We start from the raw sequence: 25903 nt of genomic DNA, 5'->3' as shown, positions 1-25903 counted from the left end.
CTAGCCTCCCCCGCCACCAAGACCGCCGTCACCGCCGGGACCACCGGGTGGGGCGGGCGGGGCGACGATCGGGGTGGTGGTTCCCTCGAAGACGTACCGGGAGGAGACGTCCGGGTCGTCGAGGTCGTTGGTCAAGATCCGCTGGGCCCTGCGGACGTTGTCGAGTCCGGTGGCGCGCAGCGACTCCTGGGCGGCCTTGATATCGATGTAGCGGTGGGCGACCTTGAACTGCTCCATGATGGAGTGGGTGCCGGGCAGCGCCTCGATGTAGAGGTTGCCCGTGCCGACGACGATCTCCTCGTTCTCGCGGACCTGCCGCTGCAACAGCTTTCGCAGCCGGTCGCGCAGCTCGGGGATGGCGGCGTCGAACCGCGTCTTGGACAGCGTCGCCTTCAGACAGCACACGTAGTCGGAGAACTCTTCCAGCGACATGTTGCCGGTCGGGTCGGGGTCGCTGATGCCGTACTCGCCTGCGGCGAACTCCACGTAGGGATCCATCATGAAGTCGGTGACGGCGTTCGTCTCATACATCGCCAGGATCATGTAGTTGCCCATGAAGCCGACCGGGTTACTGAGGTCGGCGACCTCGGCGAGCGGGCGGGTGGGGATGTCTTCGGGCTTCGGCGGGAGGACGTCACCGCCGTAGCTTGCGCTCGCCAGGACCATGTCGTCGAAGTCGGCGGAATGGGTGGGGACGACGAAGTCGTGGGTCGAAGGGTTCATCTGTAGGGTTGGGATCGGGACTTCGCGCAGCCTGAGGAAGCGTTGGTCGTCAGGTTCGTGGGCCCAGATCGCCTGCATGTAGTACAGGATGTTCTGATAGATGTGGGTGGAGAGCCTCTCGACCTGGGTGAGCTCGGCCAGGTGAGCAGCCAGCCGGGTGTTGTAACTCGTGCGCATCATGGCCAAGGTGGACTGCGCGTCGAGCAGACGTTGCCTGAAGTCCACTTCTTCACGGCGTTCTCGCTCCCACGCATCGCGTGCGGCGGCCTCCCGGATCTTCGAAGCATTGTCCTCTCCTTCGGCTCCGCCGCCGAGGATGCCGCCGATCAATCCGCCGCCGCTGACCAATCCCGAGACGGTGTCCCAGACGCCACCGCCCCCGTCGCCGTCGGCTGCCTGCGCGGTCCGTTCGATCTGGCGTTCCAAAGAGGCGTAGCGCAGCCCGGCCATCGAGCGCCGGTCGGCCAGGTCCTCCTTCAGCGCCTCGACCAGGAGCTGCTGGTCGAGGAGGTCCTGGCGCATCCGCGCCAAGGTCTGGCGGTCGGCGACCAGGGTGGTGGCCACGTACTGCAGGGCGGGCCGGAAGGAGTCGTCGAGCAGGACTCGGCTCAGGATCCAGTCGTGCCGGATCAGCCAGTCTGGGTCGAGGTCACGGGCTTTGGGCACCTCCTGTGCGACCAGGACGACCGACTGCAGCCGGTGCAGCTTCTCGTTGATCCGGTAGCGGCGCTGCAGCTCGTAGAGCAAGAACGTGCACGTGATCGCGTCGCTCGGGTTTGTCAGTTCACCGGTCTCGGTGACCTCCAGCTCGAAGGACTCCTCGGTTTCAATCTCGAGCTTCGTCTCAAGCCGGCGTTCGGTCGAAGCCTTGACGACCGCCTCGCGCATGGTCTTCTTGACGTCTTGGGAGTGGCTGTCGGCGTCCGACTGAAACGACACAGTCCCCTTCGCGCTCCCCCCGTATCCGGTGTCGGAGCCGAACGAGAACGTTCCCTCCGAGGTGTGCGCGAAGCTGGTCTTGCCGCGCGCGTCCGCAAGGATCTCTGTCTCGGCGCGTGAGGTGTCGGAAGTGTCGTACTTGCTGCCGCTCACGTGGTGCTCGAGCTCGCGTTGGGAGCGGCGGCGCTTGTGGACCTCCCGCTTGGTGTAACGGCGCGTCTCACGCGGTCCGAGCGGAACCGTGGAGACCAGGTCGCCGACCTGGTAGGACACCGGGGTCCAGATCTGTCGGTAGGTCACCATCACCCCGAAGTTGACGGAGCGTTGAGTCGGGGTCGCGGCGAAGTAGCGGAACGCGTAACCGCCGTTGCGCCGCGACTCTAGGCGACGAATGATCTCGTCGGTTGGCCGGTAGGTGGCGCTGCGTTCGCGGTCGATCAGCAGCTGCCTGGCGTGGGCGACAATCCGGTCGGCCTGTGCCTGCAGGATCTTGATCTGCTCCAACGCCCGGACCGCGTCCTGGCGGTAGGCGGGCGTGCCGCCGGCAACGAGCGCGAGCAACGGGCCGATCGGCGTTTTCGCGCCGGTGACCGGATCAGTCAGGATTGAGCTGACCGTGTCGGCAAGATCTTCCCAGAAGCCCCCATCTCCGCCGTCTTCGGGTGCGCTCAGCAGCACCTCGACGAGGTTGTCCCGTTTCGTGGCGATGTTGGAGGCGATCAGGTCGAGCTTGGCACGCAGGCTGGCGGGCAGCGCCCGGTACTCGACCAGGCTGACCCGCACGTTCGCGGCAGTGTCGTCGGGCACCGCCGAGATCGCGGTGAGCAGGCCAGTGAGGGTGAAGATGATGGAGTCGATGTTGATGACTCCGGTGCTCGCCTCGTCGACCTGGGACAGGCCCTCTTCGACGATCCGGTCATAGGCGGAGTCGAGGTCGTCGAAGACGCGGTCGTCGAGCGCTTCACGCCATACCGGCTCAAAGGCCAGCTGCAGCTCGGAGAAGTCGTGGAATGCCGGCACGTCGGCCGGGCCCGGCATCAGGGTGACCCCGCCGATCGCCGCCGGAAGCTCGTCGGAGGTGAGGGTGGGTTCCAGCGCGATCTGCAGCTGGTCCTCCGGCGCCGTCTGGGTGTCCATCAGGGCGGCGACCGCGCCAGGAGTGTCGAACGGAGTTGCGCCGCCGGCGCTCTCGCCCGCGCTCTCGCCGGCGCTCTCGACTGTCCTCTCGCCCGTGCCTTCTCCGTCGTCGCGGTCCAGGCATTCGTCGGCGTGGGTCCGTGGGCGGCACGGATCCTCGATGGCGGCGCTCCGTTCGACGATCGGTCGCTTCTTCAGGCTGCCTCCCAGGACGGCTTCGAGCTGGTCCTGGGTGATGGTGACGTCACCGGCGGCCCCCTCCACGCCCAGCGCACTGCGTTGCGCCCGGGTCAGCCTGAGCCGGACGCGATGTCGAACCTGCCCTGCCGGTGCTCCGCCTCCGGGTCCGGCGGCACCGAACAGCTTCCCCAGCTCAGCGTGCTGCACTCGAGTTGCCCTGGCGAGCACTTCGTTGTCCGTACGAACGAACCGGCCACTGCCACGCTCATGCGCAGTGGTCAGCGATAGGTCCTCAACCACCTTGGGGACGACCTGTTCGCGCCAGGTCCTGCGTTTGGTGGCTCCGGCCTTCATCCGGGTCACGGAGAGCGCTTCGGCGGTGTCCACCACGTGGGTTCGGTCGGCGTCGGCCTTGGCGAGCGCGTCGGCCTGACGCTCCGCGGTAGGCCGGACGTCGGCGACCACGCGGCCGAGACCTCTCGCGGTCAGGGTGGCGGCGTCCAACTCGACGAGATACATCTCGCGGCGCGCCATCGTCGTCCGCTCGTCGGACTCGAACAGTAGACGGCCCTCGCGGTCCACGCTGGGGGCAGCCGCGCTGAGCACTACCAGCCGTAGCCGCAGCGGGCCGGCCTCGCGGCCGGTCGTCCGGAGCCGTACAGGGACCGCGAACCGGCCACCCGATCCGGTGATCGCCGAACCCAAGTTGGCGTCGGTGCCGCCGGCAACAACCTCGACGACCAGGCCCGGCACACCGACGTCGCTGCCGGCAACTCTGACCACGCCGCCGACGAGGACGACTGGCTCCGGAGGAACTGCAGGGGCTTGAGGGGGAGGCTGAGCAGTCAAGATGCACCTCTAATCGGGCCTCGCGCTTCTACCAGCCAAGCGATTATCGGACGGTACGGCCAGGGCCAAAGGTCCTGACCGCTGCCGGACTACGACGTGCAGATGATGATCAACTACAGTTCCATGATCAACTAACCCCCAGGCTGCCCGTTACGCGGGCAGTGGCGCAACGCGCGATGGTGATCGGGCCCCATGGTCGTCGAGTTCCCGGGGCGTGGGAGCAGATCAGTGCCGAACCCTCGCAGTGGCCCCTGACGCAAAAGGCGCGCATGGGACCGAGTCCACCGACGGGTCCCGGCACGACTGGCAGCGCACCCTCGGTCTCAAGTAGCCGCTCAGACGGGGCTCGGGAACTCCCCGCCGGCGGCTGTACGCAGCGCCCGTAGATAGCGTTGGTTGAGCGGGTCGGTGCGATCGAACCATCTGACCTTGTCGAGCTGATCGAGATCTTCGCGGCTGCACTCGGGCCAGAAGCGTGATCGACCGTAATCGTCCGGGTTAGCCATCTCCAGCGTGGGACTCGCGACGGGCACCAGACCGGCCCTGAAGTAGCGCCGGGTCGCCCACAGCCGATGTCGGCCGTTCTGCAATGTCTCGTCCCACGGGTCGACGCAGACCTCCTCGAATTGAAACCAGGAACGGACGATGCCGCGCTCAGTCGGAGACATCGGGCCCAGCTGCGCGACAGTGACGACTCCGGACTCGCCCGGCTCATCATCCACATCGGAACTGACGGTCCAGGCACCGGCGGCGAGCTCGTCCCCCACAGCCGCCACCGCGGCCGCGATCAGCGGCCAGCGTTGCCGATCCCGATCGGGCCAGCGCTGCACACCGTCAGCTCGATCCGGATCGGTCCTCACCCACCGCCGAACCCGTCGAGGCCTCGCCCGCCACCAAAACCGCGGCGACCGAACCTCGACTCGCAGCGCCGGATTCCCGTTGACCTTCATCCGCATCATCATCCACGGCGCCCGGCCCGCGGCCGAACTCTCGCCCTGACAAGTCTCAGCATCGCACGCGATCCCCTCTGGCCCCGTGAGGTCAGAGTGGACCACCGACGACTTCCAGCGCGGTAGCGGAATCAACGCTTTCGCCGCCGCTGGACGATTCGGACGTGACGATGTAGCTGGGAAGGAAGATGATCGCCAGGGCCGCGGCGACGGCCAGGGCGGCGGCGAGGACTTGCAGTACGCGCTTGGCCCGGACATACCGTCGGCGGATATCGACGCCCGTCAGTTCCTGATGCTCCTGATAGGCACGGTCAGCGACATCAGCTGCCGGGCCGAGGTCACGGATCGCAGCCGAAGCGTCTGCGCCACTCGCGATGGCGTCCGACAGGTGGGTCTTCACGCCGTCCAGCACCTCGGCCCGCTGCCGGCAACCGGAAGGCCAAACTCGGACGGATGCCTCAGGTGAACGCGGCCAACCCGAGGCATTCCGGTTCAGGCAGCAAATCCGCCGGCTGCAGAGTTCCGGAGTTGATCATTCCTACTGCGGTATCGAGGTTCTCGAGTGGCCATTTCGTCGCCATTATTGCCCGCAGGTCTTCAGGATGGCTTGTCATATGATCGGCGATGGCGCGCAGGCCGCTGAGGTATGCCTGGTCCTTCAAAAAGCCGCCAGGCGAGTTGAGATCCGACAGCCCTCGCTTGACCCGTAAGGAGATGCTAGTGGCGTCGTCCCAGCCCACTGCTGGGTGAAGACAGCGAATGATCGATAAGATTCCGTGATCGGCCGCCAAGTGCGCTGCGACTGTTCGAGCCGCGTAGAGCCGGTGTGTCCGGGGGCTGGCAACGCCGAACTTGATCTCAAGCCAAGCGGCAAGTCCCTCTTCACTGACAGTTGCATCACCCAACGCGAAGCTCGCTACCGGGTCGGGCTGCCGTACTGCGTTCTCCCCTCGGAGCACATGCCCACCGACCTCATGTACTAGAAGTCGTGCCATGTCCGAGCGCCGGAAGGTCGCGTCGCTGCGGATACGCACCTGCCTCGTTGCAAGGTCGACCGAAACCGTGGCGAGTCGCTCTAGCGTGACCGCGGTCCAGCCATCCAGCGAGTAATGCGCAAGCGCGGCAGAAACTGCTTCTTGCAAGTCTGCCGCAGTAAAGGACCTGGGTTCGGTCTCCTCAGGCAACGGGGCCGCAAGGATGTCTTGGGCCGCTTTCACAGCTGCCGGCGTGGGTTCCCCGTGATGGCTCCTGGACCAGCTACTGAACTTGTGGTCGTCCCGGCTGCCGATCGCGTCGACGGTCGCGTCTGCCTCGTCAATCTTGGCGACGACCACGCCACGGAGGGGGTGGTCTGGTAGTGACCGAGCGGCCGACCTTGCTGTCCGAACAGCTGAGCGCACGGTTTCGACCGGCAGTTCGGGGTAGGTCGGGCTGATCGGCAGAATGTCGGCACCTGATTGTGCGGCCGCTGTTGCGGCCGTGGTCACTGCTGCTACGGACGTAGGTGTGCACCATGCGATCGGCTTTATGGCATCGAGGGCGGCCTGGATCCGTGCAAGGGCTTCAGCTGGGCTCATGTGGGCATCGCCTTCATCCTGAGGTTCTTGACCGTCCACTCAATGACCGAGGAGCCGCGCGTGTCGAGCCGCAGTTTGTCGGCAAACTTCGCCAATGCTGAACCCTCGCGGAAAGACCAGCGCAGCGGGCTCTTTCCTGCCACTTGTCCGTGCACCAGCAGGTGACAGATCTCGTACGCCGCCCGGAGACGGTAGTCGCCGATCTCGGGGGACTCGAAGTGGTCTCGATCGGACCATTTCATCGTGGGGACTAGGGTTCCTGCCGCAGCGCGTTGACCGTCGCCCACCTGCGCCGCAATCTGGTCTAGCGCACGCAACTGATCTTGTGCTCGCTTCACGGGCTCATCTGATGAAATCGGATCGAGTCCAAGTTGCCGTTCGTACCACTCTCGCGCCGTGTCGTCACTGGGGCGCAGCAAGATCAACATGACGTCACCGCTGCTGATCAGGCTCGCGATCGACTTCCACAGTCGGTCCTCGATGTTCTTCGGCGCTATCCCGATCGCATAGACGGTTGGGTAGGCCGGCGTGACATGACGAATATGGTCGAGCGCGCGACGGAGCTCGTCGTCCCGGACCTGCATGTGGCTGACCCGGAGCGGCAGACCGGTGATCGCGCCGGCGAGTTGCTGGAGGGTGACGGCATCCCAGCCCAGGCCGTCTGCGATGAGCCTGCCCAGTGCAGCCCCGCCCGACGAGGGCGGGCAGAGCAACACCAACCGCTCCGGCAGTGACGAACTCTGTGTTGAGCGAGCATCGCGCAGCCGCGTGGTTGTGGCCGGATCTGGCGCCAGGTGCGAGCCTGCTGCCTCGAGGAAGATGTGCCGATCCGTCGGTTCTGTGCTCTGGACCAGGTGCTTGTGCACCTCCCAGTCGGCCAGTCCGTAGCGGTTGTGCGTGACCAGCGGGAGGACCTTCCTCATCCTCCAGGTGATCTCGGCGCGCTCCCAGACTCCGGGTGTGTTCTTCGACCAGTTCTTCGCGCCGCCCGCGTACATGATTCGGTCAGCCTCATCAGGCATGAGGCGCTCGACTCGCTCACGCAGCGCCTTCGAAACCCCTGGCTGGTAACCCCGGGGGCCAGTTCCCGTGCCGCGCCATTGCTGGACCTCTAGTCCGTAGTAGCCCACCCGCTGGTAGCGGCGGCCGACGGCAACGTCGAACAGCCGCGACCGCCACACGCCGACATCGCCGGTGTCACGACACGACTGCAGTACGGCCGCGGCGGCCTCTGTCATGCCCGGTCGCACCATGGATACGGCGTCCAGGATGCGCCCGATCTGAGCCGACAGTATGGATCGCGAGACTCCGAAGTCTGGGGAGACGTCGGCCGCTGACAGCACGCCCAGGTCGCTGAGCTGATCCACCACGGGATACGTCAGCCTCCCTGCGACCACTTTCAAGGTCGGGACTGTGGGCATGGGGCATTCCTGCTGGCCCATCCAGCTCCGCAACGACCGCAGTGAGACTGGCATCTGGTGCGCCAGGGCCTCGACCGTCAGCCGCTCGTTGTTAACGACCCTGCGCACTTCTTCGCGAAGCCGCTCGCGCCATCTGGCGTCGCTCGGGAGCTTGGGTGCCCGCTTCTCGTCCTCCACACCCGTGTCGCCCATTGCATCTCCTCGGCCCGATACATGCACTACAAGTCATCGTCATGATGCATTTTGCTGCATCACACTGATCATAAGTCCAGCAGGTCAATCGGGGCCAGAGCTGGTCGAGTCGATCGGGGGAAACCGTGTCGAACTCTCTGCGCAAGTTCATCGGCGAGCTCCAGGCGAGCGGCTACCAGGTGAAGTGGACCCGCCGCCAACACCTTCTCGTCCTACGCGACGGACGCATCCTTACCTGCTTCGCAGGGACGCCGTCCGACTGGCGGTCCTGGAAGAACTCCCTCGCCCCGTTGAAACGTGACGGGTTCACCTCTGGTGCTGCTGATGCAAGGAGGAATCATGAAGCTGCGTAAAGCGCTCGTGGCCGGTGCGATCGTCCTGCTCCCGCTGTCCATGGCGGCGACGTGCGCCCCGCCCAAGCCGGCGCCGCTGGTCACGGTGGCTCTGACCGCGACTAGCGCCGAGCCGTTGCCGTCGGTGGCGGTGCTGCACGACCAGCTCGTGGCCTACGCCCTCGCGGCGCGTCACCCGGGCGAGGCGACCGTCAGGGTTGTGACCGCCAAGAGCACGATCACGATCGATCTCACCCCGATGCGCGGCACGGCGATCGAGCGCATCCCCGATAGGGCGGCCACGAAGATCGAGGAGAACCTGACCGAGCTTGAGACGACTGTTGCCGGCATTACGGCGACGGAGCCGGGGCTGGACACGATCGCGGTGCTGGACCGGGCGATCTCGGAAACGCCGCGCGGCGGACAGCTCTACCTGCTCAGCAGCGGCTACTCCTCCGTCCCGCCGGCAGACCTGCGGAAGGCCGGCGGCTGGATCGCCAATCCCAAAGGCTTCATCCAGCGCACCCGCACCGCCGACCTGCCTCACGCCGATGGTCGGCACCTCACCTACGTCGGTCTCGGCTACGCCGCCGGGCGCCAGCCCTCCGCTGGCCCTGCCGCCCGGACCGCACTGACCACGATCTACCTGGGGCTGTGCAAGAAGGCCGGCGCCGCGAGCTGCAAGTCGATCGACCGGCCGGTGAGCGAGGAGACACCGAAGGCCACGGCGCCGGTGCCGCTGATTTCGCTGACCGAGATTCCAACCGCTTGCGTCGCGAGCCGGATCACGATCGACGCCACGGTCGCGTTCCGGTTCGACAGCTGGCACTTCACCAAGTCGGCGACCAAGATCCTCCGACCGATCGCCGAACTGCTCCAGCAGTGCCCGGCTGGCAAGAAGGTCACCATCACCGGCTACTCGGCCAGGACGCCGACCAGCACCGGACCGGCGACCGACCTCGAACTGAAACGCGCTCGCGCGGTCCGCAACCGGCTCCACGACCTCGGCGTACCTGACAGGGTCCTCGGCCCGGCCAAGGCCGGCGGGCAGCTGGTCAACAACATGCCCCATGGCCAGTACTCCGCACAGATGGCTCGGGCGAATCGTGTCGTGGTTTTGACGATCCAGTGACCCAACCGACACCACAGAAGGGAATTCCAATGACCGCTGACGAGCTCGAGCGGATGCTCCAGCCGCCGAACGAGAGGCCGGGACCGACGCCCCTCGCCACCATCCCGATCAAGGACAAGATCTGGTCGGTCCTGGGCTTCGGCCCGATGCCGGCCACGAAAGTGCCGGCCACTCAGGCCCTGGTCGACGAGATCAACACTCACGGTCCGACCCTGGAACCGGTAACGCCCCGCGAACAGGTCATCCTGCTCCGCGCCGTGACCCGGGCCCAGCATCGCCTTGACCACGCCGTGAAGAACGATGTCGAGCCGCTGGCCGACACGATCAAGAAGCTGCACTCGCAGATCAACGGCCTGTCCAAGGCCAAGGACATCCTGAGCCGTGCCCCGATCGTCGACCCCACTGGCGCACTCCTGACCCCCGAGAATGCGCAGCAGCGGCACGACGATCTCGCCGAGCAGGTTGCGACGGGCCGCAGGAACGGCGACCGCAAGGACGACCTGAACAGCAGCAGGGACGGCTGGAAGAGGATCATCGCCCTGTGCGCCGACTGGCTGGTGCTGTTCTTGACCTTCGCCATCCTGCAGAACGTGAACGTGCAGGACATCCCCGTGGCCATCGACGGCTGGATCCCGGCGATTTCCGCCGCGATCTTCGCCACGCTCGGCACTGTGTTCGTCGCCGTCGTCGCCAAGGGCCTCGGTCGGAGCCACCGCCGGTTCAAGACCAGTGCCGGCACGATGCCCTCGCCGCGGACGCCGACGGGACGCCGAATCCTGTTCGAGCGGATCCTGATCGTCTTGATCATCGGCGCGCTCGGCACGCTGATGGCGGTCCGGATCATCAACGACGGCCGCGACGCCGAGGCGTTCCTGCCGCTGATCGTGGCCATGGCCGTGCTGCTCCCGCTGCTGATCATGGGATCCACCTACCTCATCTACAGCGACACGATGCACGACGGCAGCCTCGACACCGACGAGCTCCGGCACCGCTCCGCCGGCCTCTTCTCCCGGCAGGCGCAGATCCAGCGGTACGGCAAGCAGATCAGCAACAACATCGAGGCCGCCGGACTGCTGACCCACAATCTCGCCAGGTTGCTTCAGCGCATCCGCACGACGACGAATGACGTCGTGAGCAAGTCGGCTGAAACGCGCTGCGTCCTCGCGGCTCGGAGCTACAGCGGCCGCAACGCCGCTCTGCCGAAGCCTGACCTGGACTGGAGCAGCCTCGATCTTGCCGAGAAGCAGGCGCAGGAACTGGCTGAACACCACCGGTTCCTCCTCTGTCGGCAGACCGATGCCGGGATGGAAGGACAGCAGGATCCGTTCGACTTCGAGGAGGGCCGGTGACCAACGTCGGCCGTGACGTCACCGGCGCGAAGGCTCGCGGCCTGGCCCGGAAAATCCTGCAGCGCGGCAAGCAGGCGAAGGCCGTCCTCGGGATCGGCGCGGCCCTCGCCATGCCGAGCGGCGTACCGCAGACGCCTGCCGCACAGATCGCCGCACAGTCCAAGGACTTCAGTAAGTACGCGACGGAGGTACGCCTCCCTGCTACCGACCGGGAGATCACGAAGACCCTCCGGGCCGCCACCCGCATGAAGCTCAACGGTCCCGCCGGGCTTACTCGGCGGGACCGCCGCGAACTTCGTTGAGCACGCAGCAGGTCGGAAGCCGACCCAGCGCGGTTGCGACGTGCCCGCGTGCCGTCCGGCCAGCCTTATCACGGCGCAAGTTTGGACACCCAGCCCACCACGATCCATCCCGGCAGATCCTCCTCTATCCGGTCCTCCTTCAGCGGAAGTCACGGGACGCTGTAGTCGGCTCCAAGACGAGTGGTTCGAAGTGTTCGGCGCTGAGGCTGGCGCCCTGCCCGCGGCGTTGGGCTCCTCCCGGTCACGACCCGCTACGCGGGCGTGAGACCACTGATGGAACTGTAGTTGATCATGACCTCGCACCATGATCAACTACAGTTCCATGATCAACTAATCCCCCACTGCCCGCTACGCGGACAGTCGCGTTGGAGCCTCCTCCGTCGCTATCGCGGTCGCCGGCGTTTGGCGGCACGGGGTGTGACGGCGTGGGAGGCGAACAGGGCGCGGCAGCTCGGCTCGCCAGCCCGACGTTGCGTTGCGATGCTCAATTGAGACTCGGCTCTTCTCTAGTACCGCTCCCGCGACGTTCCAGTTTCATGGATACTCGGCTTCAGGCGGCCGGATCGGGGGGATCCGGCTGACGCTAGGCATACCCGTCGTTGGCCCCCTGAGAGCAGGAGCCATTGATGGCTAGTGCAGGTCAATTTCACGCGCAGCCGGCTGATTTGGGCAGCAGGTTTGCGTCCTGCCTGCTCGATGGGGCTCGTGGTGGTCGTCGCGATTCTCCGATCGCCGCGCTGATCTATCTCTTCGCCCGTGATGCCCAACCAGGAGCTCCCGGACCGTTGATCATTGGCTTGGCGCTCTGGGTCGCGGTCTGAGTCATGGCGATTCCAGCAAGCTCCAATCAGCCAGCCGGTGAGCGCGCCGTAATCGCCGCACTGGCGACCATCGCTCTGTTGAGCGGCTGCGCAATGAACAGTCCGACTCCGCCAGTTCCGCCCCCGCTCCGCCGGCCTCGTCCTCTAGCGCACCGGCGGCCGAATCTGTCACGGTCCGGGTAAGTCCGGCCGAGACCACAACTGCGCGAGCCGGCAGGTTCGAGGTGTCCCTACCGGCGGGAGTCACCAAGGTTCCGGGCGAGCTCGCGGTGAAGGCAGGAGATGGCGAGGCTCTCGATGTGCCGGACTGGGGACTAGTCGCTCGACTGAGCCTCATGCTCGACGGAGGATCCCAACCACTCCAACCGATCACAATCAGCTATCACCTGTCTGAACCACTTCAGGAGAAGAACACCGCTGTGCTCGTGCGAGGAGATCACCGCTCCGATGCAACGAGCATCCTTGAGACCTGGGTCAGCTCCGATCGCAGCACAGTCACGGCAATCACTGATCACCTGAGTGACTTCGATCTTTTCATCGGGTCGCTATCAGAGTCCATGGGCACGCTGTTCTCGGTTCGAGGTGAGCAACCACAGTGCGCCGGACAGAATCCGGACTGGGTCGACGAAGTCATCGTCCCCGACCAGACCTACGACCCACCGATTCTCGTCTGCACTGGCGCCGACAAAGCCGATCCTGAGCTGTTGGTCGTCAAGATCACCAACAACCGCGGAACCGGGATGACGGTGACATCATCTCAGAGCTGGGCCTGGTCGTGGCGAAGGTCAGCCGGTGCCCTGAAAGGCACCATGGTCGACCTCCTGTCGCAGGCGAGCACACCTGCCGCGGCACGGACCGTCCTCCTCGCACCAGGTCAAGAAGTCCACTTCGGGTTCACACGCCCCGCGGACAGAACATTCCAGATCGAATTGGTCGGCACCGCGACGACCGCCGCCGTCCTGTACGGCCTTGCCCTGGCAAGCCGCCGAGGGTCTCGAGTTGACTGGTCCGGCAAGGTGGCAGTTCGCGTCGGCAGTGACTGCTCACTGCTTCGCCAACGCCTTTGGCGATCCACTAGCCAAAGGTTCGGCCGACACGGTCAGGCTGGTCGCGGTCGAAATGACTCGGTGTGTAGCCGCCAACTGGCCAGTCCTGATCCGCGGCCTACGATCGATCCTGAAGCCCGAAGATTGGCAGAAGATCAGCCGCGCGGCCTATCGATCTCGGATCATCGGAAAGCTCAACATCGCCTCGACTCTGATCACCCTGGGATACGGGCTGCTCGACAACCTCTTCTCACTGAACCTCGACCCCTCGACGCGATCCGTAAACGTCTTCAGCAAGGTTGCGACTGGTAAGCCTGAGCGAGGCAGCGTCGGGTTCAACGCCGTCCTCGATACCAACGGGCTCGGGCCACTGAAGATCGGGCAGCCCGTGACGCACCTGGTCAACCAAGGCTTCCTCGAGCCCAGCACCAAAGAATGTACGGGCGGACTCGCCGAATCGCAGCAACTCGAGTCGAAACGCGTCCGTTTGGTGTGGTTCGACGTCGTCGAAGAGGTCCACCTCTTCGGCCCGGCATACCAGACCCGCAGCGGCGCCCGGGTCGGCATGAGCCTCCGACAGATCCGCGCCATCTACGGCAACAGGATCAAACAGGTGTCCAAGCAAGGCAACGGTGGCCCATTTCCGGTCTTGACCGTGACCGTCGGAGACCGCGAGATCGTCTTCCTGTTCAAGAACGAGGTCTCCAATCAGACGCTGCCTGAGGACGCCAAGGTGTACCAGATCACTGCTCGTCGTGTTAGTCCGGACTTCTTCGGCGAATGCTGATGCTCGACATTGTCCCCCCGCATCGCGGCGCAGACCGGCGCTAGGTCTGAGTGGTGGACCGTCATGATCGGCTGTCGCGGGATCGCAGCAGTGGTGGCAGCCGCTTTGGTGATCGTCTCCTGGCTGCGGCCTGCCCACGGGGTCACCGGGCGCCAGGCGAGTCCCGACATCTGGAAGTCCAGCAGCGGGGGAACGAGAGCGGCCACCCAAGGAGACCGGTCCGGTGATCATTGGGCCTGGCCCGTGGGCCGCGGTCATGAGCTCCTTCGTGCGATGAGGATCCAACGAACGGAGAGACCATGTTGAGGACCTGGCAAGCAGCGGCCGTGACCGCCATTCTCGCACTCGGGCTCGGTGCCGCAGGGGGGATCGCCATCGGATCGACCATGCAGCCCACCAAGTACGTAGAGGTTCCTGGGCCGGTCGTGACCGTGAGCGCACCCACTTGGGAGGGCTGGGAAACCAAGCGCTACACCCGGGCGGAGTGGAAGGAGCGCTATCAGGCGTCCGCTTCGAATCCGTGGCAGGAGCAGGGAGCCGAGGAGGACTGCATCCATGGCGGTTCAAGCAACGCCATTACGGTGACGGTGGTCGAGGATCATTGCGAGCTGAACACCGAACAGATCCTGGACAACGCCTCCGCCGCATACGCCTTTGGATGGATCTTGCGAGGTGGCAACTGGGTGGCCTACGCCGAGAGCGAGTCCGATTTGAACTGGGTCGCTGGGGTCATGGGCGGATCGCTGTACGAGGTGGCTCGATGAGTGAAACCCGAAGCTGGGACCTCGACAGCAGTACCCTGATCAAGCAACAGTTGATCAGGGCCGTGACGGTCGCATTGGCTTTGGCTTAGGTCTAACCCTCAGAGTGCGCCTGGCCCAGATGAATCCCGCGGCAACCGAAGAAGAGCCCTCCGCGTTGGCCGAACTGGTCGCATGGCAGAACGGTAACCGGCGGCCCTGACGATTTCTCGGTCACGGCGATCAGATCGAACGAACGCGATGATCATCATCGGAAGTCGCCGAACGCTGTAGTTGGCTCCAAGACGAGTGGTTCGAAGTGTTCGGCGCTGAGGCTGGCGACCTGCCGCCGGCGTTGGACGCGACCTTCGATGATGAGGGCCCGGGCGGAGCGGCCCCAGATGGAGCCTAGTGGTCGCCCTCGATGGCCTGCCGCTGCCAGGTGCCAGCTGGCAGGTCAGTGAAGGGCCACGACACGAAGAGAACGCCGGCCAAGGAGATGAGCACCTCGGGATCGGCGCTGGCATCCTGAGGATGAACCCGGGCCACCAAGGACAACGGGCTGCCTTGCCTTCCCACTCCAGAGCGGTAGACCTTGAGCCGGCTCGCTGCCTCGCTCTCAGGTAGCGAGGCTCGACTGGGCGTATCGCGGGCAGCGATCAGATCGCCCCGGATCGCCTGTGCATCGGCTGACTCCGGCACGTCACCGCGGTACAGACAGGCCGCAAGGTAGGCGTGTTTCAGCAGCGCCAACCGCCAGCGCCGCGGATCGGGCTCGCGGTAGTTCAGCCAGAACGTCCCCGACTCCATCATCTGGATCACTTCAGGGGTGAGCTCCCCCGCCGGGTTCAGCGCGAACCGCTTGCTGCCCTTCTCCTCCAGGTAGTAGATCGTCGGAAGCCGTCGCTTGCCCGGAATCTCTCCGTCGTGGCTCATGCGGACCTTGGTCAGAGCCCGGTCGAACCAGTCCTGAAGTTCTGCCTCCACCCGGGCCCCGAGATCGTTGTTGCACCGCCGGCAGGTGCGGGTCATGACGCGGCCGCCGAGGGCTTCCTTGTGGCACATGTTCCTTCTCCGTGCCAGCCTCGACGAGACAGATCGGACAGATCGCGTCAGCCGCGTCGATGTCCGTTGGGTCGCTGGTCACCTGTCGAGTATGAGCGCAGGATCAGCAAGACGTTCCGGAACTCGCCGAGTTTCGCGAGCAGCACATCTGCTCAGTCTTCGATTCGTGATGGTTTCATCGGGAAACTCGGCAACGACCCGGAGCCGGCCGCCGAGAGCGGCGACGTAGGACTCGAGAGAGTGGGTTATCTGCGCAGGAGACCTTCGTCAACTGACCACAGCCAACCGTAGTAGAGCTGCTCCAGCTTTCCGCAGTTGAGTCCACCGTCCATGTAGATGACCGAGGAATCGGTGTCTCCAGAGTGATTGGATTTGCAGGATTTGTCCACGTCTTCTTCTGTGGAATACAAGAGAATGAAGTCCGGCTTGAGGACGTCTCTCGCAAGGGCTTCCGACTGCTTCTCCTTGACTCCGTAGAAGAGCCTGTTGGATCGATCTGGACCGGAAACCCCAAACGTCCCGGTGACCTGAGCATTCACCGGGACGGTTACTCCCCCTGGCCGCGCATGCGGATCCTCTGTGTCGTACATCGAAAATCCGCCCAGGATCAAGAAGCACCCCTTTGTTGTGAACTCCCTTTTCGCTTCCGGGTTGTATGTGCCCTCGATCCGTTCACAGACCGCGGAGCCCTTCTTGTACCAACCAACCACGCCGAGATCTGATCCGCCGAGAGGCAACTCCCGGCCGGGTGTCGTGTTAGTGACTGTCGCCGACCCGTCGAGCGGAAACGACAATCTGGTAAATCCCGGCTTCTCCTCTGAGATGTCTGCAGTTGGTGACGAGATAGATCCCGAGAATTCTACGGTATAGGTGTAGCCTTCGCCCGTCTCGATATCAGCATTGCCTGAGAAGTCAAGAACGTCAAAATTTGGATCGTCACTGCGCTCGTCACTGGGCTCGTCACTGGGCTCGTCACTGGGACCATCACCGGGCTCACCACTGGGCATCGGCGTTGACTCGGAGGTGGGATCTGCTGAAATAGGATCAGTTTGTGGACTGCATGCCATCGTCCCGAATAAGAGACCGGCGAAGATGATTCCCCACGCTAGACTCTTCATCGGGCCTGGATCCAAGTGACAACTACCATAGACCGAGAAATGTGACACAACGGACTGTGATGTGGCGCCGCGCAAAGCGCGGGGATCATTTGAGTAGCCATAAGGATCCTTCGAGGTTGACGCCAGTGAGAAAATTCAGTCTGAATGGTATTGACGCCCCGCGTGCCAACCTGTACTGAATCGTAATGAATGAACCGAGTCTCGCATCCGCCGGCGACACCACTCCATCTCGTCCCCAGCGGTCAACGAGGGTTCATCACCGGCAGGCATTCCTCAAGGAGCGTGGTGGCCGGACCCACCTGATCTTCGGGGGAGGTCACCGCCCAGGGTCATCGGCATCGCCTCGAGGAACACCGCGATCGTCATCCGAGCCAGCCCGCTGATCTCGTCCTTCAGTGGGGCTGGCTGTTCCGTTCGCGGTGCCCGGGACCGTTGTCTGACCCTGCTCGGGTTCGCGGCGGCGCTGCGACAACTGATGGCGGTCCTGCCGGCTGTCCGGAGCGCTGAACGCGGCGAAGGCCCTGGTCGACGGCCACTCTGACGCCCTGGCCGCGCGCTATCGACCAGAGACACGCCTTAGCCGGCGGCACAAGCCCGATTACCTCTGCGTGGCCGCCGACGACGGTTGTTGGGGGTACCCTTCGCTACGCCCTGCTACGCCTCACCCGAGCCGGCAGCGCCTTCGCCGGCCTGGACGTCACCAGGGCCTAGACAGACCACCGCACCGAGCTCGCCGAAACCGGCCGCGTGCTGATGCAGGCCGGCTACCTGTCCGAGCCAGATGACATCGCCGACTTTCTGTGCAAGCCATGGAAATGGGAGTCCGTGCGAAACCTCTGGGTCGAAGCCGGACGACCAGCACCGAGCCACCATCGATGGGGCCCACCAGGCGCAAGGTCACGCTCAAGCGAGAATCCCGGGATTTCATGGGTACGTGGGTTGCGTCCGTGCACCTCGGGTGCCTTTCAGATCTCATCAGACGAAGTCGACGCACTCTCGATTGCTCTCTTGCGGTCAGCGCGTGCCCATAGTTTCAGCTTTGGCCACTCCAGACGAAGTCGATCGCTTGTTGTCGATACTTCATCCCACAGTTGGCTCGGGATTCGCCTGGATGGCGCCCAAGACCACATGGCTGGTACTGCGGGGATGTCGCCGAGGGCGCATCGGAGCAGCGCGTGGTAGGTCTCGGCTGGGGTTCCGCCGGCGTAGCCGTAGGCAAACGCGTCCCGCATTCCACCTGGCGGCAGCGGCACCGGATCCACCCGCATATGTCCATCCTCCGTGGGTGTCAGCGCGAGCAAGGCCGTCACGGCACCAGCGTCGTTGTCTCCGGCGATGATCGTCTTGTCGGTCCAGTGCTCAGTGACGTCCAGCGATACCGGCCACTCGGCCAGGACATATTTCGCCTCGCGGGGTAGTTGCACGATCCAGACGAAGCGGCCGTCACGGTCGCGGAAGCCTTCGATCACATCCGATTCGGAGTATCCGTCCAGCAGTCGAGCGCCTCGGCGAAGCCGCATGGCCGCTTTCACATCGACAATCGGCGAGAGGTCTCGGCGCCAGGACTCAACGACCTGGCCGGCCCAGGGAGCACGGTACCTGACGAGTTTGTCGTCGGCGACCGGCACATACTGCCTCCGCTCGGCGCCAGCGAGCACACGTAGATGCGCTTCCGTCAGTTCGATCGCCGCGGCGAACACCGCACCCCGCGGGTCCTCGACATCGAGGTCAGCCTCCACTGTGCGCATCTCGACCAGCTCATTTCCGACGAGGACGGGATCGGAAACCGGCTCGGCTGAGGTAATCAGCTGCTCAAGCTCGATCGGCGGCGCCGGCCGCGCCGGCCGGCACACCAGGTACCACCCGGCTCCGCGGTCCGGCGTACGCTCGTGGGCCTCGTGCACTGTGGCCAGACCTTCTGCCGCGTCGACACACAACAACGCGAACGCCGCTGGGTACTCCGCCGGAAGGCCCACCTCAATCGCCCGCTCCAGACGACGCTGAGCAGCCGGCCAGTCCGTCGACCGATCAGGAACGATAAAGGTTTGGTTGTACGACAGCGTCTGCTGACCGTGCTCCGACAGCGTCGTGCCGCTCAACCACAGGGGAACTGGCGTACCGATGGCTGCCGCAATGACTCGAGCCTCGACGGGCGTGCCCAGGTCGGCCTTAGGGCGGGCGTCTGAGGCCTCGGACGCCGGACCAGCAATCCAGCGCCTCAAGCCCTCGACGACACCGCCCCGACCCTGTGCCCCATCGTCAGCCGTGCGCAGCCGATACACCATCAGCTCCGGATCGTCGTCCGCCAAGTCGGAGCCACCGAGCGATGTCCAGCCGGTCGGCATGATCACCAGAGCATCAGCCCACCACCGCGGTTCGATGAGCTCGGCCGCGTGCTCAGCGAACTGGCCCGGAGTGAGCTCCTCACTGTCCATCTGCTGCAGGTAGATCACGTGCCCGCGCTCCGTGTCCCACACGATCGCATAGGCCTTCAGCCGATCCCTGCCGCCGAGCGAGACCACCCCACGTTGCAGCTCCACTGCCGCAGTCTTCGCCGGCGGGACACGAAAGAACCACAGCGAGTCATCAGACACACTCCGACCCTGCCGTGCGCACCACGCGTCAATGGTGGCCGCTCTCCACAGTGGTCGCCCATCAGCATCCCGCTCATCGGGCCGCGGAAGCCGGCCACGGTCAGAAGCCCACATGGCACGTGCCCGGCTCTCCGAGATTCCGGCTCGTCGAGCCAGCTGTGCCAGCGTAAACGGCCGCTGGAATCCAGGTCCGTAACTATCCATACGACCCTCCTCTCAACCTAGCGAGCGGATCCGCTCGCGCATTGAGCATAACAGCTCCCATGACATGCGGAATCGCCTTGGTGGCCGGGCGGCGTCTCCCATCGAGGGGCTCGATCGCTCCTGGTGGGAGCGGACTTCCCAGAGGCCGACTGCCCTGTTGCGCATGTTCGCGAACTGATCTCCGCTTGCTGCACGGCGGAGTGCAGACCCAGGCGCGCGGTCCGCGCACTAACAACTGTCAGGAGTCCGCGACGACTAACCCGCCGGTTGCACCGCGTAGACGTCTCCGTTGCGCTTCTTTCGGCTGCGGCCGATGATGCCGTGGCGCTCCAGAGAGTCCAGCAGCCCAAGGGTCCAGAGCGGCACCTCAACTTGCTCCTTGCCGAGATGCAGATAGGGGTCTGGCATCTGGTCCAGAAGCGCTTGGGCTTGCTGCGGAGCGAGGTTGGGTGACTGTTTCGCAAACAGCTCGACGAACGGCTGTGGATCCTGGCAGCAGTGACGTGCGAGGACCGTGAGTGTGTCGTAGGGGACTCTCTCGATCTGCTGCGCACGCTTAGTGATCTTGCTGGCGGCCGTCTCGTCGCATCTGGCCAGCAGGGCCGGTGCATCGAGAAGCACGCGGACGGCCGCCTGGTCGCCGTCATCGGCGAGCGCGGTGAGTTCGCCTGCCGACAGGTCGGTCAGTTCGGCGAGATAACTCGAGATCTGCGTTGCGATGGCAATGTATCGGCGCGCGACCTGCGCGTCTGACCTCGACCGGCGGAAGGCGGTCAGCGAATCGTCCATGAGGCCGGCCTCGACAAGGTCGGGGATGATGTTGATCTTGCCGTCTGGCACCTTCGAGGGATCGATCGGAGACCGGAGTTTGAGTGTGGTCAGAAGCTTGATGCACGTGTCGGATTGAACCGTCATCGCCAGGATGGCTGACGCTACGGCCGTCCTTGTCTCCTCGCTGTCGTCCGGATCGGCCTCGAGGCGAGACGGATCATCATCGAGATGCTCCGACCAAGCGTCCAGGTCCGCCATCTCCTGTAAGTAGGCGTGAAGGTTGGCCACCGATGCAGCTGCTCGTCCGGTGTGAGCGAGGGCGCGCCAGAGGGACTTCGGAATACCGTCGAGACGGTCGATCTGGGCGCTGTCGGGCGCTCCATCTACGAGTTCTTCAAGCTGTTCCGGCCGAAATTGCGACGGGAGGTCAGGAAGATCGCCTACGCACCTCAGGACTGCCTCGTACTGATCCAGACTGTCGATAACGGGTCGGTTTTCCTTCTGGCACAGAGGCAAGTAGATAGCCAGGTTCTGCAGCACATGGTCACGAACCGCTACTTGCAGAGGGTCAAGGGCGACAGCGTCGTCGACCGCCGGGAGCTGGCTGATCACCTCGTCGAGAGACGGGAACTTCCCGAACAGTTGGTCGATCGCGAGGTTGGCTTTGGTCACCGCCCAGTGGTGCTGCTCGAACAACGCGTTCTGCAGGGCAGTGGAGTAGGTTCGCATATCGCTCACCGGGACCTGAAGCTTTTCGAGAACGGCAGCGATCGTGGGTCCATCCGGCGCGTTGGGGGAGGCGTCGCTGAGGCTGGCGAGATGTGCGCCGTTCGTGTCAATCCAGTCGGAGACTGTGTGCGAAGTCGTGTAGGCCACCGACTTGGTGGCTCCGCGAACGGCCGCGTCCACGAGATCCTGAGCGGGCTCCGTGCGGTCGTTGATCAAGTGGGTGAAGATGTCGGCCCAATGGCGGGACACCGCTTGGGTGAAATCTGCTGCGTGCTTGCTCTCGGCGATGACCGCGTCGAGAAATTCTTGATCAGCGGCCGTCCCTTCGCCGACCAACCTCGCCAGCGCGTCGACCTCCGGTCTCTGGTGCAGGATCAAGTGGTCGAGGATCTGCACGTTGAAGGCTCGCCGGTCGGAAAGGAAGGCTTCGCCCGCCTCTCGAAGGACGCTGGGTATGTCGGATTCGGGATCGTCGAACTGGAATCGGGGATCGGGTTTGTTCGGCTCAACGACGGCAAGGACGAAGCGGAGCGCGCTCGGCCTGACCGCCGGGTCATGGGCGGACGCATAGAGGGAGAAGTTCCGGTCGATGTAGCCGTGGTTGATCATGTCGAACACGAGGCTGTCGTTGATCTTGTGTCTGACCAGGTCGCGGAAGTCAACGGGTGCTCCATCGTGGTTGATCAACTCGCGGTCGGTGTCCATGAGGTTCTGGATGGAGGCGCCGATGATCTTGGTGCGTGCTTCTTCTGTCTCGCGTGAGGCGCCTTCTCCGCTCTCGACCTCCATCTCCTTAACGGTGTCTGAGGTCAGTGGTTGGTCTATCAGCTCGGACAGTCGAGTGTTTGTGAACGCAGCAGTCTGCCCTTGCCTCGTTAGGAAGTAGGAGGTTGATTGCGGGCCAGAGGCCGCAAGTGCGGACCAGAAGTCGTAGGCCTCCCATGAGGTCTCCGGGTACTGCTGTCCATTTGGAGCTTGGAGGCTCGTGGAGTTGATCAGACTTGCTGTTTCCTTGAGTCGGCGCGCGGCCTCAACGAGTGCGGGATGCAGCGGCCCTTGTGTCGCGCGTTGCTCCAGATCCCGGGCCGTGCTGTTGACGATCTTCCGGTACTCGTCATAAACTTGGTCCAGCTCGCTTGTGCCGGTCGAGACCTTCTCGAACTGCTCCGGGTACAGGTTCTTGTAGACGATCATGGCGAAGAGTCCGGTCGGTGTCAGGATCTCGATGTCGAAGTCGTCGCGCAGGATCATCGGGCGGAAGACTCGGAACTCGTTCCCGATGTTCAGGATGAGTCGCATATCGGTGACCTCACGTGCGACCAGGTCGATGAGGTTGGCATCGACGTCGTTACCGACCGCCCTGGTCAGGTGTTCTCGTGACGTGCGTCGGGTGGCGAACGGAAGCACGGGGATGACGACGTCGAAAAACTTGGTGCGGCTGGACCCGACCGACTCCGGTCCTCCAGCCCGATGTGCAATGAGTCCATCGGTCTGCGCGGGTTCAGACGGTTCGGTGTCCGATGAGCTTGACGGTGTTGCCTCCCTCGCTGCGTGCTTGAAGATGCTGTCCCGGGTCGCATAGACGAATCGGATTGGCCGTTGCCGTTCCAGCTGTTCGGTTTCGTTGAGGAGGATGTTGAGTTCGCGTAGCGACTCAAAGATGCTCAGGTTGTCGAATCGATCGATGTCTTCGAAGATCACGACCTGCGTCTTGCTCACCTGAAAGAAGTAGATGATCTCGTCGAGATGATCATCGAAGTACGCACGGCTGTCGTCGAGGTGCAGCGACGCACCGGCGGCCCCGATCTGCTTGAGCGAAAGGCCGGCACCGTTCCGCCGGACGACCCACACAGCGGCTAGTAGAGCGGCCAGTGCCCCGCCTGCCAGCGTCCACCAATAGTTCTGAGTCACCGGCCCGATGCCGATCAACACGGTCACCGCGGCCGCCAGGATCGCCCAGCTTGCCGTTGTCTCATCGTCGGGCGCGGCAGTACGGCGGAACCGGGAGCCGGGCATCCTGGTCGGGGTCTCCCGGTACAGGAGCTGCTTGACGATCTCTCGTTCCAGCGCGCGTGTGACTGCGTGTGTCGAGCCTTTGTGGCCGTGATCGGAGCCGTACTCCTGCGCTACCGCTTCCTTCTTGGCCGTGTCGGAGTTGAGAGTCGACAAGGTTAGCTGGATGACCTTGGTCTGGGGACGCGTCGCTGAGAGCTGGCTCTTGAATCCGGCGAGGATGCTGCTCTTACCGCTGCCGTACTGTCCCGAAAGTGCGATGTTGCGATTTCCGTCATCGTCGATGGCAGCGAACAGGAGGTCGACGTAGGACTGGTGGCTGTCCCGGTCGAATCGGGGCTGAAGCGACTCCAGTTCGGGAACAGACCGTTGGCTCTCGGACCGGGTGTTGCCGGATTCAACGGACACGCTCCGGATCGTAACTGCGAACCTGACGGTCGACTGACGTTTCCTTCGGATTCAGACGGCGCAGGCGAGTGGTGCTGCAGGTCCTGCAACAGCCGCAAGGCCGTCATTGTCAGTGGCCGAGATCCGGGTTCACCCTCAGGCCGCCCGCGGAGACGTCCTGGCGCGGACTCGCCGATCTGTTCCCACTCCTGTGGATCGCCTGCGGCCGGCCACCAGTGATCTCGGTCGATCAGTGGTGGCTCGCCACAACTAGCCGGCTGTACGGGGGCCACCGATGATCAGGTGATCCGGCCGGGCCGGCTGTCTGATCCAACTGTTCCTTGCTGTTGCTGCTGTTGCGGCAGGTCACCGCTGCACAGCCTTTGACAAGTCGTCGGCCAAGAATGAGGCCTGAAGGGCAACAGTCTCTGGATTGCCGATCCCGGTCTCGGCTCGGCCCGCCATCAACGCACCAATCGCTGACGGTCCGTCACCGAAGAGTTGCTGCAGCAGTCCGATAGCGATCTCCGTTACCGCAGCGCTGACCTCGTGCACGCGCAGCTGCTCCAGGGACTCTGCCAGCACATCCGTTTCGGTGTCGATGAGGATCCGGTAGATGTCGTGCGCGTCCTTGTCTTGCAGACGGTCGGGGTTTCGATCGTTGACCCGCTCTCCGATCTTGTGGAGCTTCGCGACCAGGAGAGCGCCGCAGCCTGCGACCTTGATCGTGTAGCGGCGGGCGTCTGCTGGATCGAGGGCAAGTACCTCCATCGGTGAGTTGTCAACGAGGGCTGCTTCGAGTCCTGCGGCCCGCCGAGCTGCCTTCTTGCTGTGCGGGGGGATCCGGGCGCCTCGAGCCTGGGATCCGCCGCTGCCGGCCAGTGCCTCTGGAACCATCAGGTCCACGGGAATGCCAGTCGGGCTGAGCCAGCTTCCGGGTTGGAGCGTGTGCGGGTTCAGGTAGAACCCTGCTCGGGTCATGGCCTCCTCGATCAGCGGGTCTTCTCCCAGCTCGCGGGGATCGACCGCCAGATCGCTGTCCTTGGTCGCCTCGGCGAGAGCAACCGGAGCCGCCGCCGTCCGAAGGTAGACCGCCTGAGCTCCGATCACGATGACGGCGGCGCGATGTGCCTCGAGCGCTGCCAGTGCGTCGAGCATCGCCGAACGTGCGCGGATCAGAAGGTCAGCGCTGGCGCCAGGTTCGTTCATTGCGTGACATCCAATCGATGAGTTCTTCGCCCTCGGAGGGATTCCGCCCCGGGCCAGTCAGAAGGTCGACAGCGACCTGGGCCGGCGCTGCAATGAGGTAGCCACCGGAAGTCGCGGTCTGAGTCCGCGCGAACACTGCGGCGCTTTCGGGTTCGGCAAGCACGACGTTCGCTCCCGCATCAACTGAACGCAGGCCCCACTCCTGTGCGGCTTCTGCTGCATCCGCCGTGTAGATCATCGCCGAGCGTGCCGGAGCGTGCGGGGCCCATTCGGCGGCGGCCAGGGTACCCGTTACTGCGTACTCACCCTCGGTAGCCGACACACGCTCCAGAAGCCTGTCCAGTCCGCGTGGAGCGACCCAGGTGGAGGTACTGCTGCTCGCGACGAATTCATAATCCTGACTCCAGCGCCGCAACAGCGGCTGCCAACGCGGAGACCGGACCCGTGAGTTCCGTCTTTCGATCAGTTCCTCCTCCTCGAGGAACTGCACCACTCGGTACGCCGCGCCCGTAGACACCTCCGCGGTCTCGACCAGACGCCGAATCGACCACGACCGGTCAAAGTCCAGCAGCGCACGAACGACCTTGCCAGCAGGTGCCCCTTTCAGGCTCCCACGTGGCCGGCCCGGACCTCGCCACGGGTCGCGATCGGCGCCGTGATCGGCCAGAAAGAAGCCTGGCCTCGAGGAACTCACTCGGATGTTCCCAGTGGCATCAACGAACGACAACCCCGCCTCAATCAGCTTCTGCCGAACCGGAGGTGACAGGTAGCGCGCTACAACGACTCCAACAACAGCCGGACCTCGGGTCGCCAGACCTTCGGTGTATCGCGCGATCTGGCTGCGGATGGCCTCTACGTCACGGCGATCGACAGTTCGCTTCACCTCGAGCACCAGTCGGACCCGTGCCCCATCAGGAGACTGGAGCTCTGCGATGAGATCGATTCCCTGGTCGGCCGCCGCGGGCACCACCTGCACCTCCCACCCTGGAGGCAGTCGCTCCGCGAGGATCTCTCGACTCCTCGCCAGAACGTCAGCCTCCGTGACCGGCGCTGTCATGATGGCCATCACACCTCCTGTTCGGGAAATAGCCTATCTCCGCTGTCAGCGGAGAACAAGCATTACCCGAACACGGATCGTCCCATGTCCCGTTAGTTCCATATTGAGCCGAGAACGGTGATCACGACTACGACGACGACTGCAGCGACGGCAGCCAGCACCAGCGGCCAACGCCGGCGGCGGCGGACATGGACCGGATTCGGCACAGGACGCGGTTGTGGTCGTCTTGGTGGATCCGGAACGGGTTCCCACCGTGGCGGGCTCGGCATGACCCGAGGA

General features: G+C 64.4%; 16 protein-coding genes. 5 read left to right on the top strand and 11 right to left on the bottom strand.

Annotated elements, in window-relative coordinates; genetic code table 11:
• The 5 genes from ACFQU4_RS28660 to ACFQU4_RS28640 form a co-directional block, all read right to left on the bottom strand.
• Positions 1–3762, bottom strand: a complete 3762-nt coding sequence (locus tag ACFQU4_RS28660) for a hypothetical protein (RefSeq protein ID WP_377498681.1) — start codon at positions 3760–3762, stop codon at positions 1–3.
• Between the two features lie 401 nt (positions 3763–4163).
• Positions 4164–4658, bottom strand: a complete 495-nt coding sequence (locus ACFQU4_RS28655) for a hypothetical protein (protein ID WP_377498679.1) — start codon at positions 4656–4658, stop codon at positions 4164–4166.
• Between the two features lie 211 nt (positions 4659–4869).
• Positions 4870–5178, bottom strand: a complete 309-nt coding sequence (locus tag ACFQU4_RS28650; protein ID WP_377498677.1) for a hypothetical protein — start codon at positions 5176–5178, stop codon at positions 4870–4872.
• Positions 5179–5236: 58 nt separating this feature from the next.
• The gene (locus ACFQU4_RS28645; RefSeq protein ID WP_377498675.1) at positions 5237–6355 is read right to left on the bottom strand and encodes a tyrosine/phenylalanine carboxypeptidase domain-containing protein; all 1119 of its coding nucleotides are present in this window, start codon (positions 6353–6355) and stop codon (positions 5237–5239) included.
• On the bottom strand, positions 6352–7968 hold the full coding sequence (locus ACFQU4_RS28640) for a hypothetical protein (protein ID WP_377498673.1): 1617 nt from the start codon (positions 7966–7968) through the stop codon (positions 6352–6354). The genes ACFQU4_RS28645 and ACFQU4_RS28640 overlap by 4 nt, the downstream gene beginning before the upstream one ends.
• A gap of 339 nt (positions 7969–8307) precedes the next feature.
• On the opposite strand from ACFQU4_RS28640, the gene ACFQU4_RS28635 reads away from it, so the two are divergent.
• The 5 genes from ACFQU4_RS28635 to ACFQU4_RS28615 all read left to right on the top strand — a co-directional run bounded on the left by ACFQU4_RS28635 (position 8308) and on the right by ACFQU4_RS28615 (position 14501).
• Positions 8308–9432, top strand: a complete 1125-nt coding sequence (locus ACFQU4_RS28635) for an OmpA family protein (protein WP_377498671.1) — start codon at positions 8308–8310, stop codon at positions 9430–9432.
• 29 nt (positions 9433–9461) lie between these two features.
• A complete protein-coding gene (locus ACFQU4_RS28630; RefSeq protein WP_377498669.1) occupies positions 9462–10781 on the top strand; it encodes a hypothetical protein in 1320 nt (439 codons plus the stop codon).
• Positions 10778–11083 (top strand): hypothetical protein, encoded by a 306-nt coding sequence (locus ACFQU4_RS28625; protein WP_377498667.1) that lies wholly within the window; start codon positions 10778–10780, stop codon positions 11081–11083. The genes ACFQU4_RS28630 and ACFQU4_RS28625 overlap by 4 nt, the downstream gene beginning before the upstream one ends.
• A 1820-nt stretch (positions 11084–12903) precedes the next feature.
• Positions 12904–13737 (top strand): hypothetical protein, encoded by an 834-nt coding sequence (locus ACFQU4_RS28620; protein ID WP_377498665.1) that lies wholly within the window; start codon positions 12904–12906, stop codon positions 13735–13737.
• Positions 13738–14063: 326 nt separating this feature from the next.
• Positions 14064–14501, top strand: coding sequence for a hypothetical protein (locus ACFQU4_RS28615; RefSeq protein WP_377498663.1), 438 nt, complete (start codon positions 14064–14066; stop codon positions 14499–14501).
• 384 nt (positions 14502–14885) lie between these two features.
• Here ACFQU4_RS28615 and ACFQU4_RS28610 read toward each other — a convergent pair whose 3' ends face one another.
• From ACFQU4_RS28610 to ACFQU4_RS28585, 6 genes are all read right to left on the bottom strand, one after another.
• Positions 14886–15542 carry a hypothetical protein gene (locus tag ACFQU4_RS28610; protein WP_377498661.1) on the bottom strand — a complete coding sequence of 219 codons (657 nt, stop codon included), beginning with the start codon at positions 15540–15542 and terminating at the stop codon, positions 14886–14888.
• A 245-nt stretch (positions 15543–15787) separates the two neighbouring features.
• Complete coding sequence (locus tag ACFQU4_RS28605) at positions 15788–16660, bottom strand: hypothetical protein (RefSeq protein WP_377498659.1); 873 nt, start codon at positions 16658–16660, stop codon at positions 15788–15790.
• Positions 16661–17625: 965 nt separating this feature from the next.
• Positions 17626–19254, bottom strand: a complete 1629-nt coding sequence (locus tag ACFQU4_RS28600) for a hypothetical protein (protein WP_377498657.1) — start codon at positions 19252–19254, stop codon at positions 17626–17628.
• 459 nt (positions 19255–19713) lie between these two features.
• The gene (locus ACFQU4_RS28595) at positions 19714–23379 is read right to left on the bottom strand and encodes a hypothetical protein (RefSeq protein ID WP_377498655.1); all 3666 of its coding nucleotides are present in this window, start codon (positions 23377–23379) and stop codon (positions 19714–19716) included.
• Positions 23380–23724: 345 nt separating this feature from the next.
• Positions 23725–24567, bottom strand: a complete 843-nt coding sequence (locus ACFQU4_RS28590; RefSeq protein WP_377498653.1) for a hypothetical protein — start codon at positions 24565–24567, stop codon at positions 23725–23727.
• Positions 24542–25633, bottom strand: coding sequence for a restriction endonuclease (locus ACFQU4_RS28585; RefSeq protein WP_377498651.1), 1092 nt, complete (start codon positions 25631–25633; stop codon positions 24542–24544). The genes ACFQU4_RS28590 and ACFQU4_RS28585 overlap by 26 nt, the downstream gene beginning before the upstream one ends.
• Positions 25634–25903 lie beyond the last annotated feature (270 nt).

The organism is Microlunatus sp. GCM10028923 (genome assembly GCF_042666975.1).
Taxonomy (GTDB): Bacteria; Actinomycetota; Actinomycetes; order Propionibacteriales; family Propionibacteriaceae; genus Microlunatus.
This window is presented reverse-complemented; position numbering and strand designations above follow the sequence as displayed.